This window comes from Bifidobacterium imperatoris, assembly GCF_002860405.1.
In the GTDB taxonomy this organism is placed as follows: Bacteria; Actinomycetota; Actinomycetes; order Actinomycetales; family Bifidobacteriaceae; genus Bifidobacterium; species Bifidobacterium imperatoris.
Genome location: NZ_NMWV01000012.1, coordinates 68,107 through 79,157 on the forward strand (window position 1 = coordinate 68,107; position 11,051 = coordinate 79,157).

11 protein-coding genes and 1 pseudogene are annotated in these 11,051 nt (G+C 56.3%); 7 read left to right on the top strand and 5 right to left on the bottom strand.

What is annotated here, in order from left to right; genetic code table 11:
* Positions 1–72: 72 nt before the first annotated feature.
* The 3 genes from Tam1G_RS05495 (at position 73) to Tam1G_RS05505 (ending at position 3,173) form a co-directional block, all read left to right on the top strand.
* Entirely contained in the window at positions 73–1,026 is a 954-nt protein-coding gene (locus tag Tam1G_RS05495) for a CHAP domain-containing protein (RefSeq protein ID WP_101625733.1), read from the top strand.
* 165 nt (positions 1,027–1,191) lie between these two features.
* On the top strand, positions 1,192–1,929 hold the full coding sequence (locus Tam1G_RS05500) for an NlpC/P60 family protein (RefSeq protein WP_101625743.1): 738 nt from the start codon (positions 1,192–1,194) through the stop codon (positions 1,927–1,929).
* 206 nt (positions 1,930–2,135) lie between these two features.
* Positions 2,136–3,173, top strand: coding sequence for a universal stress protein (locus tag Tam1G_RS05505; RefSeq protein ID WP_101625734.1), 1,038 nt, complete (start codon positions 2,136–2,138; stop codon positions 3,171–3,173).
* A 175-nt stretch (positions 3,174–3,348) separates the two neighbouring features.
* Here Tam1G_RS05505 and Tam1G_RS05510 read toward each other — a convergent pair whose 3' ends face one another.
* Positions 3,349–3,762: an OsmC family protein gene (locus tag Tam1G_RS05510; RefSeq protein ID WP_101625735.1), complete on the bottom strand. Its 414-nt coding sequence runs from the start codon at positions 3,760–3,762 to the stop codon at positions 3,349–3,351.
* A 231-nt stretch (positions 3,763–3,993) separates the two neighbouring features.
* On the opposite strand from Tam1G_RS05510, the gene Tam1G_RS05515 reads away from it, so the two are divergent.
* From Tam1G_RS05515 to Tam1G_RS05525, 3 genes are all read left to right on the top strand, one after another.
* A complete protein-coding gene (locus tag Tam1G_RS05515) occupies positions 3,994–4,794 on the top strand; it encodes a thymidylate synthase (RefSeq protein WP_242689721.1) in 801 nt (266 codons plus the stop codon).
* A 152-nt stretch (positions 4,795–4,946) separates the two neighbouring features.
* Entirely contained in the window at positions 4,947–5,609 is a 663-nt protein-coding gene (locus Tam1G_RS05520; RefSeq protein WP_101625737.1) for a dihydrofolate reductase, read from the top strand.
* 39 nt (positions 5,610–5,648) lie between these two features.
* Entirely contained in the window at positions 5,649–6,176 is a 528-nt protein-coding gene (locus tag Tam1G_RS05525) for a low molecular weight protein-tyrosine-phosphatase (protein ID WP_101625738.1), read from the top strand.
* 39 nt (positions 6,177–6,215) lie between these two features.
* Here the strand turns inward: Tam1G_RS05525 and Tam1G_RS05530 are convergent, their stop codons facing one another.
* Positions 6,216–6,548: a branched-chain amino acid transporter permease gene (locus Tam1G_RS05530; RefSeq protein WP_033889835.1), complete on the bottom strand. Its 333-nt coding sequence runs from the start codon at positions 6,546–6,548 to the stop codon at positions 6,216–6,218.
* Between the two features lie 2 nt (positions 6,549–6,550).
* Positions 6,551–7,375 (bottom strand): AzlC family ABC transporter permease, encoded by an 825-nt coding sequence (locus Tam1G_RS05535; RefSeq protein WP_101625739.1) that lies wholly within the window; start codon positions 7,373–7,375, stop codon positions 6,551–6,553.
* Between the two features lie 465 nt (positions 7,376–7,840).
* On the opposite strand from Tam1G_RS05535, the gene Tam1G_RS05540 reads away from it, so the two are divergent.
* Positions 7,841–9,085, top strand: coding sequence for a tyrosine-type recombinase/integrase (locus Tam1G_RS05540; RefSeq protein WP_051923789.1), 1,245 nt, complete (start codon positions 7,841–7,843; stop codon positions 9,083–9,085).
* A gap of 238 nt (positions 9,086–9,323) precedes the next feature.
* On the opposite strand, the gene tet(40) is transcribed toward Tam1G_RS05540, so the two are convergent.
* Both tet(40) and Tam1G_RS05550 read right to left on the bottom strand, forming a co-directional pair.
* Positions 9,324–10,508 (bottom strand): tetracycline efflux MFS transporter Tet(40), encoded by a 1,185-nt coding sequence (gene tet(40), locus Tam1G_RS05545; protein ID WP_033495414.1) that lies wholly within the window; start codon positions 10,506–10,508, stop codon positions 9,324–9,326.
* A gap of 98 nt (positions 10,509–10,606) precedes the next feature.
* A pseudogene (locus Tam1G_RS05550) lies at positions 10,607–11,051 on the bottom strand (integrase catalytic domain-containing protein); the annotation flags it as partial.

Here is an 11,051-nt window from a genome sequence, read left to right on the forward strand (position 1 = left end):
GTGGGCAGTGTCGGTACAGCAGTACCTGATCATGATGTACTGTTGTCAACCAAACCAAGGAGTTTATTAGGTATGAAGCATGCTTCGCATAAAGCGGCCAAGGTTTCGAGCCAGAAGTTTAGCTTAGCGAAGGCACTGTTCTCCTCTGGTAAGGGGACGCATTCCATTCGCTCTGTTCGCGCTGTGCAATCCGCGGGCGACGATGCCGCTGTTCTGGGCTTGGATCCCGCAGTGGCCGCCAAGATTAACGAGATTGCTCCGCAGACCCGACGTTCTATTCGCCAGGCCGCCCGTGCCGCCGAACGCCGCAGCCATATTCTGGCTTCCGCATCGCTGGCCGCTCTGGTTGGTACCGCAGCTGGCGCTATAGCTTTCGCCAGCCCGGAAGAGGACTTGACGCTCGCTGATAACGCCACTACGACCACGCAGATCAAGCGCGTGAGCGATGTGAGCTCAGCTTCCCGTTCCGAGGCGCGTTCTGATCTGAGCTCGTCCAATACACAGTCCACGTCAACGGACTCCTCCAGCAGCTGGGGATTGAGCAATTCCGAAGGAACGCTGGACACCAACCTGATGAATCGCAATACCGCGCGCAACTCTGTAGTGGCTGCGCTGATGGATCAGGATCAAGGTTCGATTCCAGCTGGATTCAATCCGAACCATGATGCCGGCAAGAACCAGAACACGTATCCGTGGGGTCAGTGCACTTGGTATGCCTACCAGCGCCGCACCGAGTTGGGCCTGCCGATTGGCGGCAGCTTTGGAGATGCCCGTTCTTGGGCAAATTCCGCCAGCTCTCGTGGATACTGGGTTGACAATACCGCTCGTCATACCGGTGATGTGGTGGTCTTTGCGCCCGGTCAGGAGAACGCCGACTCCTATTACGGACATGTCGGTGTGGTGGAAAAGGTGAATTCTGATGGTTCCATCGAGATTTCCGAATCCAACTACAAGGGCTTGGGTGTGATTTCCACTCGCACGTTTACCGCTGAGCAAGCCAGCACGTTCCAGTACATTCATTACTGACGGTATGTATTGCCGGCATACTTGTACTGCCAGTATTCATGCTGCTCATACCGTAGATTGATACCGTATTCCTCACGACACGCCGAAGGATGTCTGCTATCTCATAGCTTGGTATTCCGCTATGAGCAAGCTTTGTTGATTGGTGCAGTGTACAGTAAGGGTTTTATGAAGACCAATTCTGTGATTTCTTCTGTGGTGGCAGTGTGCGCCGCAGCCGCATGCTTGTTTGCCTTTGTCCCGGCCGCATCCGCGGCTTCGACTCAGGAAACCGTCACTTCCACGAAATCCTTCCCCGCATATACGCAGGTACGCAAGGATTTCACTGCCGAAGCTACTTCTACCGAGGTGGACAGTGATGCTAGCTGGGGAGACGTGGAAAGCCTGAACGTTCCCCAAACCCAGTCTCAGGCGGAAAAGGATGCCGAGGCTCAGAAGAAAGCCCAGGAAGAAGCCGCCAAGAAGGCTGCTGAGCAGACTCAATCCCAATCACAGGCGGCAAGCCGCAGTGATTCTCGCTCCACGCTGAGCTACTCCGATTCTGGAAGCGCAGCCTCCGCCGGTGCCGCAGCTTCCATTGACCGCGCTTATTCACTGATTGGTAGCTCGATGGACTGCACGGCGCTGGTTACCAAGGCACTGGCCGCACGAGGCATTAATTTCCACGGCTGGCCTGAAGAGTACGTGAACGTACCTGGCGGCTATGTGGTCACCGATGGCACGTTGGAGCCGGGCGACATTTTGATTTACAAGTACACCAATGGCACCAATGGTGGCGTGCACTATGATCATGTGGCGCTCTATGTTGGCGGTGGCAAGGCCATTCACGGTGGCTGGACTGGCGGTGTTGTGGCACTGGCCGGCACGCTGCCGAACAAGCTCACCACTGTGGTGCGCATTCCGTAAGCTTTTCAAGCTGTAACGCTTGTATTAAGGGCTCTGTAGGCATGATTTGCATGTCTGCAGAGCCTTTTGCGTTATGTGCATGGTTGTGTGCGAGCTCACTGTTTTGTAGAACATTTCTGCATTTTCGTTACCGGCTCATGCGAGTGTCGCGCGGTATTGTTGGAGATATGCGGTACTGATGCCGCAATAACTTCAAGGAGGTCGTCATGATTAACGACAAGGCCATTCTCGTCGGCGTTGACGGGTCGCATGCCAGCTATAAGGCAACATGGTGGGCCGCGAATTATGCGAAGCATGCCGGACTCACGTTGCAGATTGTCTGCGCGTATTCCCTGCCCAGCTATGCCGCTGTTTCATTTGATGCTACGTACACGGCAATGGGGGATGATAACGCCGCGCATTCGGATGCTCAGGAGATTCTGTCCAAGGCCAAGGCCATTGCTGATGAGCAGGGCGTCGAGGCCGCTACGCTGATTGTTACCGGCGACCCTGCGTCCGTGTTCGTCGAATTGTCTCGTAACTACAACCTGATTGTGATTGGCAACCGTGGTAAAGGCGGATTGGCCGAGCGCTTGCTGGGCACCACATCCTCCTCGCTGCCGGCATACGCCTACTGTCCGATTGTGGTGGTGCCGTATACCGATGACGATGGCAATCTGATGCATTTGAATAACACCATCACCAAGGTGGCAGTCGGTTCCGACGAATCCAAGTGGGGTCTGAAGGCTCTGGAGATTGCCGCCGACTTCGCTACTTGCTGGGATGCCGAGCTTGATGTACTCTCCGCCGTGCCGAACCTGAAGGGCATAGATGGTGAGGACGATGTGTTGAAGTCGTATGAGGACGATTTGGAAGTCCGCATCAAGCCGTTGCAGGAGTCTCATCCAAACCTGAAGATCAACAAGCGTATCGTCTCCGGTCCGGCCGTCAGCGCGTTGACCAAGGCCAGCTACGATCACGATGTTGTGGTGGTTGGTTCCCGTGGCCGCGGTGGTTTCACTGGTCTGCTGCTGGGCTCCACCAGCCAGGGTTTGCTGCAGCACGCGGTCGGCCCAGTGTATGTGGTGCCGCGTAAGTATGTCGAAGCCGCGGAATCCCGTCTGGACACCGTGCCGAGCTCTCCGGCTGAAGTGCCTACCAAGTCGCTGGAGGAGATTGCCGGCGTTGAGGAGATCCCGGTGACCAAGGCTGAGCCGGAAGTCGTCAAGGAAATCGAGAAGACCATCGATCCTGAGCGTCAATAAGCTAGCGCTATAATATCCTGCGCAAAAGCACATTTCCACGGTGTGGCAAAACTTCCACGGTGTGGTAAGCGAAAACCCTGTGATTTCACCAAAAAGGCGAAATCACAGGGTTTTAAAAAACCACACGGTGGAGAATTAACCACACCGTGGTTGCGTGAACCGGGAAAATGGAAGACTAGTGCTTGATGGTCACGTTCATGCGCACGGGGGTCTCCTGCACATAGGTGTGCTTGACCGTGCAGCCCTTGTCGATATGGCGGGTGATGCGTTCCTTGAGCTTTTCGGCGTCTTCATCGGAAAGACCGGCATCGGAGGCATCTACCACAACCTGCTCGTCAAAGCCGGTGTAAGCGTCGTTCTCGGGGTCATAGGAGCCATCCACCACGATTTTGGCGCCCTTGCCCTCGCCGAGCGTATGCTCGATGGCGAACTGGCTAGAAAGCGCAGCACAGCCGGCCAGAGCCACCTTCATCAGATCGCCCGGAGTGAACTGACCGCGATCTTTACCGAACTTGATGTGTGCGCCATCATCGCTGAACGCATCCCATGAACCGTCCTTGTTACGCTCCACCCACAGTCGCTTACCCATAGTGTGCCTCCTTACGGCATCTCATGGCATTGATTGACCTCTCCATTATGCCTCGAGCACAGTGGTTCCGGGAGTATGAATCATGTAATGGCCGTGGATTATCCAGTCATGACGCCAATGCGATGTTGAGGTCTTGCCCCTGCCGCTACCATAGTGCGCATGGCTTTGACCGAAGAACAACTTGCAGAAATCCGTTCACGTATCCCCGCTCGTCCGCAAACCAACATTCCCATGCCTTATGAGGATTTGGTACGCAAGATTCTGACCGAAGGCACGCTGAAGTCCGACCGTACCGGTACGGGCACGATTTCCCTATTCGGCCAGCAGATGCGGTTCGATATCTCCAGTTATTTCCCATTGCTCACCACGAAGACAGTGTTCTTCAAAGGTTTGGCATATGAGCTGTTGTGGTTCCTGAAAGGCTCTACCAATGTGCGTTGGCTACAGGAACATAATGTGCATATTTGGGATGAATGGGCGGACGAAAACGGCGATTTGGGCCCTGTATACGGCGCACAATGGCGTTCGTGGCCGGCTCCTACGCCTGAAAACCCCAATCACACCATCGATCAGATTGCCAATGTGATGGATTTGATTAAAAACCATCCGGATTCTCGCCGCATGGTGGTCTCGGCATGGAATCCGGCAGAGGTGGAGAACATGGCTCTGCCGCCATGTCATGCGCTGTTCCAGTTCTATGTGGCAAACGGCAAGCTGTCTTGCCAGCTCTATCAGCGTTCCTGCGACATGTTCCTCGGCGTGCCGTTCAACGTGGCCTCCTACTCGCTGCTGACTCTGATGATGGCACAGCAGGCTGGGCTCGAACCTGGCGAATTTGTCTGGACCGGTGGCGACTGCCATGTGTATGACAATCACATTGAGCAAGTGCTCGAACAGTTGGGGCGCGATCCCTACCCGTACCCGCAGATTGAGATTCGTAAGGCTGATTCGATTTTCGACTACCAGTACGAGGACTTCACCATCGTGGGTTACCAGCATCACCCCACCATCAAGGCACCTGTGGCCGTCTGACTTCGCCAGCTTGCAACCTTCCTCCGCTAATAGTGCGGAGCCTCACCTTGCCTAAGGACAGTCCACTGGACTGTCCTTTTGACGGCTCGGCAGTCTGACACATCAACTACACTAAGGCCCAGTTCCGTTGAATCCAGGAGGAGTAAAGCGAAATGGAGCATGACAGTAGCCGTAGCGGCTATCACGAACCCGAGCCCGGGTCTGCCGGGCTGTCTGCTAACGAAGAGGATTGGGGAGATGATTTCCCTAAGACTTTTTCGGTGAATCTCATTTGGGCCGAGGCTCGCGACAAAGAAGGTCGCACGGGCGCTATCGGCTTTAATGGCGGAATGCCGTGGCATTGCGCCGAAGACATGAAACATTTCAAGGAGCTGACGGTTTCTCACCCCGTGATTATGGGTCGCAAGACTTGGGAGTCATTGGGCTTGAAGTACCGTCCGCTGCCTAACCGAGACAATATCGTCGTTTCTCGTGATCCGCTGTATAGCGCCCCTGGCGCCACAGTGGTGACGAGTCTTGACGATGCGCTCGACCTGGCCCGCCAGGAGGCGATTCCGGACGATGGTCTGGACCGCTCCGAAATCTGGGTTATCGGTGGAGCCCAACTGTTCGCCGAGGCGTTGCCATTCGCCAACAAGGCATATGTGACGCTGTTGGATGCGCAAGTGGATGCCGATTCCTACGCGCCTGATATGAAAGCGCTGGTTGAAGCCGGCCTGTGGCAGGAAGTTGAAGTAGGGGAGCGTTTGAAGCCCGCCAACCCTGATTGCGGCATTGCCTCCTACCAGTTCTGCATTCTGACGAAAACCAAGTAATACGCAGCCAAACGGCTGTGTACGAGATGAAAGTTATCGATGAGCAACGCTACCCATCCCTATACCGTAATGACCGTGTGCACCGGCAATATCTGCCGCTCTCCGATGGGAGAGATTATTCTGCGCCACTTCTTTAATGAGCGTGGATTAGGCAGCAAAGTGAACGTGGAATCCAGCGGTGTATCGGATGAGGAGTGGAGCCATCCGATTGATCCGCGCGCTGTGCGTGTGCTGCGTGAGCGTGGTTACGGCGATGAAATCCCGCGTGATCACTTCGCTCACCGCATTTCCCGCGACGAAATCAACCGTACCGATTTGTTCCTGCCGATGACCGCATCGCATATGCGTGCGTTGCTGCGTATGCTGCCGGCCGGCAAGCGCGCCGAAGTACATATGTACCGCAGTTTCGACCCGAATCTGCCCAAGCCAAAGCCTGGGCGCGAGGATCAGATTGATCTGGTGGATCCTTGGTATGGCGGACAGCATGAATTCGAAGTCGCCATCGATCAGATCGAAGAAGTTGCCCCCTACATTGTTGATTGGGTAGAGAAGCAACTTCAGGACTGAATACTCATAAGGCTCCCCGCGGGGAGCCTTATTTCGTTTCTAGAACACCAGCTGCACCAGCAGCATGTACACTATCGTGCCGGCTGCAATCGAAAGCAGCATATTGCGCTTCCACCAGTGCAACAGCACAATCACAGCGCAGGCTATAAGCTCGGGAATACCATGCGAGCCGGTGAGAATCGGCGTGTTACGCAACGCATACACCACCAACAGGCCAGTCATGGCATAAGGCAGCACAGAACCCAAATAGTTGATGAATCGTGGCGGTTCCTTGGACTCCGGGAAAATGATGAACGGCAGGAATCGAGTCAGCATTGTGCCAACCGCTACGGCCACGATGGTGAACACCCCTTGCCAGACGGTCATAGTCATGATTATCGAACCTCCTGCGAAGCATCGGTGTTCTCGGACTCGATGTTGAGCGTATCCAGATGAGGCCGCAATATGGTGAACAGCACCAGCATGGCAATCAACGCGGGAATCATGAAGTTCTCGGCACCGAAAATCACGAGGCATGCAAGCGCTGCGAGCACACCAATAATTGCGGACAGTCGTTCGCGATGCTTGCCGCCGAGCCATTGGTCAAGGAAAATCACTAGAAACAGCGCGGTGAGCACAAAATCAAGACCGGTAGTATCAAACGGTAGATGAGAGCCGATAATACCGCCAGCAGTGGCACCGACTACCCAATAGCATTGGTTCAGCACAGTCACCCAGAAATAGAACCAGCCGCGATCCACCGTATCCGGAATGCGCGCGGTGGAATTGATGGCATAGGTTTCATCGCACATGCCGAAAATCAGGTATGGGCGCTTCCAGCCGAGTCCTTTGAACCTGCCCAGCATGGACAGGCCATAGAACAGGTGGCGAGCGTTCACCATCAGGGCCAGCAGGAAGCCGGCGAGTGGGTTGAACGCAGAGAGTAGCAGATTCACGGTGACGAATTCCATCGAACCCGCGAAGATGAACGCGCTCATGCACATGGGCCACACGAACGAGAAGCCTTTCGTGCCCATCAGAATGCCGTAGGAGGCGCCAAGGAACAGGAATCCGAGGCAGATGGGAACGGTGAGCGGAAACGCCGCTTTGAACGCCGCAAGACGCTTTCCAGCTCGTTGGTCTGGGGAAGCCTGCTGGCGATTGTGCAAGCGGGCGTTGGTGGGTGACGGTTCGGCCGGTCCTGTGTGCTCTTGTGCCATACGTCCCTCGTTATGTTTTCGGATGCGTGGGTTGCTTGTGCAGCCGCATATGAACATACGAAAAAACCTCGACCGATTGGCCGAGGTTTTTGTTGAAGTACCCCCAGAGAGGGGGATACGGCCCAGCGTCGTACAGGTCCATCTCCACCACTCCGGGGGCAAATAAATTTACCTTCATTACTTACAAAATCAATCATAGCAACGGTTCTCGCTTTCTTCCAATAGACACGCAAGCAGTGTTGCTCCTTAGCGTCATCTTCATGCGGCTGATGGTCGAAACGACCTGTGACGAGTGATCGAATCAGCCTAAACCTCAATGATTGCAAGGCCTAAGGCACTAGAGGTGCATTTTTAGGTGCAATGGCTCGCCGAGGGCCCATTCGGCCACTTGGTGGCATTTTTGGTGGCATTTTTCCGAAGCCGTTATGCGTGCCATCGATCCTGGATTCAGCAAGGAGCATCATCATGTCCGCAAGGACGAAGAAGGACAGTACAGGGCCGTCGCCGGTGCGGCGGAGCAGGTTCGGCACCGTGACGCCGCGCTACGATACCGCAGGCAATCTCGTCGCCTGGCAGGTTCGGTACCCGGACCCGAAACGACCGGGCAAGAAGGTCCAGCGCCAGTTCAAGCCGGACATGGAGCACGAGGCGCACCAGTGGCTCGAAGAGGAACGGCATCTGGTGGAACTGGACCGCAAGAACATCCAGGAATGGGTCCATCCGTCCGAACGCCGCCGCAGGAAGCGCGCGAACCTTATCTCGTTCGAGGAGTACGTGACCCGGTGGGCGGAAGGATACCGGCTGCCGAACGGCGAGAGGATAGCCGGCGGCACGCGCCGGAACCTGTATCTCGACATCGCGCACTTCATGCCGGGCTTCAAGGGCAAGCTCCTGACCGAGATCACGCCGAAGGACATCAAACGTTGGTACGATGCGCCGCACCCCGAGGGGCAATGGGCGTTCCGCCGCTCATGCATGCGCCTGAAGGCGGCGTTCGCCAGCGCCACGAAGATGAGTATGGACGGCTCCCCGCCGCTGATCCGTGATAACCCGTTCATTCTGCCCATACCACCCGCACCGCGATCCGCCAGGGAGGACGTTCCGCCGGTCACGCCGCTGGAACTCAAACTGATCGCGGAGAACATGCCCGACTACACGAGACTGGCGGTGATACTCGCCACGCTCGTCGGAGGCCTCCGTTGCGGCGAGCTGTGCGGCCTGCAGGTCAAGGACATCGACCTGAAGGCCAAACGCCTGACCGTGCGCCATTCCGTCAACAGGGGCTATACGGATTGCGGTTCGACACGCATCGCCAGGACCAAGACCGACTCCAGCCGACGCACCGTACCCATCCCCGACGGGCTCGTTCCCCTGATTCACGACCATCTGCTCAGACACTGCGAATGGACGGACCAGGAAGCCATGGTCTTCCGCCCCAGACGAGCCTCGGTGATGAGCCAGACCACTTTGGAAGCCCAGTTCCGCAAAGCCAGGGAGAAAGCCGGCCGACCCGATCTGACCTTCCAATCCTTGAGAGCGAGCCATGCGACCCTGCTCATGCTCAAGGGCGGCACCCTGAGGGAGGTCATGGATGAACTCGGCCACGTCAGCGAGAAGGTCGCCATAAAGCACTACCAGCGCATCGTCGCCCAGCATCGCAACCAGATCGTCAACCAACTCGCCGAAGACTTCATCAAAACAGCACAATGAATAAGACATCGATATAGGTACAGTGTTTGCCAAACCCAACAAAACACAGTTGGAAGAGCACCCAATATGCCGTGAGTCAATGCTCATGTACGGTAAAGTATCACAAGAAAATTATGTCGAATTGACAGCCGCCTCCGCTATACCGAATAAGGAAATAAAGAGTCCTCAAATTTTGCGCTACTAAATGAAGACGAGCGGAAGTAATCTCCCGCTCGTCAGTAAACTTAACTATGCCATATCAATCCCGCTTCTTTCCCGCCACCGGCACTAAGAACAGCGCGGGCAACAGCAGGAAAGCGGTACAGACCAGCCCCCAGGGTATGGACACCTGCTGGGCTACCAGCCCCACAATAGGCCCGCCGATGATCTGCCCGAAAGAGTCCAGCTGTCCGCTGGTGGAAAAGACTGTGGCGCGCATTTTCTCATCCACTTGGTCGTTCATCCAGGCGGCCAGCACAGGCTCCTTGATGGTGCGCATAAGCCCCGCCAGCAGGAACACCAACAACATGAACCAAAAGCTCCGCCCCACCGCGAAGAGAACCAGGCACAGGATATACCCGGCGCTGGTGGACATGGCCACACTGGTTCGGCTGACAGTCCCTTTTTTCTCCATGCGGGCGATGAGCAACTGAGAAGCCAGAATACCTAAGCCGCTGCCGATAAGACTGATAACACCGAACCAAGTGACGCTGTTCAGCGGCCCGATAACGGGTATTACCGTGTCATCCAGAAAATGAGCGGTGGAGAGCCGGTCAAAGCCTTCACTGGCAAGTCCCCCGCATAGTGTGATTGCTAAGAGCGCCAGCAACACAGGTGCGCCTTTCACAAAGCCCAGGTTGAGCTTGAACAGGCAGACAAAGTCTTTAAGCAAGCCCTGCCGTTCCTCAATAGCAGGGGAGAAGTTGGTTTCTGGCATGATGCGAACCATCACCAGCCCCAACAACAAGCACAAACTGCCCCCCAAGATGATAGGCATTTGCAGGTTTATGTTTCCCAGCAGTGTGCCCAGCACCACGCCCAGAACGCCGCCGATTTGCCCCATTTGACTGCCCCGCAGGAACACCTTGTCTATGGGTTTGTCCTCTTCCTCCGAGGCAATCCACGCCTCCAGAGCGCCGGTGATGAAGGTATCACCGCAACCCCAGACAACCTGGGCCAGCAGAACCGGCGCGAACCACGGTAGCGCACCCTCCATCAGAAAGCCCAGGCCGTAGAGGAACATTCCAATCAGCACCGAGCGCCGACGGCTATACAAATCCGCCACCACACCGGTGGGCATCTCGAACAGAAAGCAGGAGGTCTCCAGAACCGTCCCTACCAGGACAAGCTGGAAAGCATCCAGCTGCACCACCTCCAGGTGGTACACGATGGAAAGCACTGTGGACATAGAAACCGCCAGGGAACAGACAAATCGGAACAGCAGGTAGACAGAATATGCCTTTGAATTTTTAGCCGAGGTGCCTCATTTGAAAATGAGCGCGTAATCCGGAGTGGTGCCTCACCTGTGGTGAGCGTGAAATCCTAGTCCGCGTCGGCTTGTGGGGTTTCGTCGTCTTCCGGTTCGACGCCCGCGATCCGGGCGAGCGTCTTGTTCAAGTATGCCATGTCCGGGCCCATGCGTCTGGCCAGCCGCGCGGTGCGCGGTGCCGCCAGTGCTTCGAGCCGGTCCTGGATGTCGTGGATGCGGCGGACGAGCTCGGCCGGGTTCACGGTCGCGAGCGTGTGTTCGATCTCCTCTCGCTTGTCGTCGGGTATGAAGCCGGGGCCGCCGGCGGCCCTGTCCGCCTCGTCGAACTCCTTGAGCCGCTCCCACGGGGTGCGTGGTGCGTCGTAGACGCGGCGGGGACGGCCGTCCCGGGTGCTTTCGCGCGCGACCGGCTTCTTGGACGGGGTGAACAGGTTGGCCTTGACGCGCACCAGCTCCCATAGCTCGTTGAGCAGGCCGAGCTCATCGACGGTGTACCGG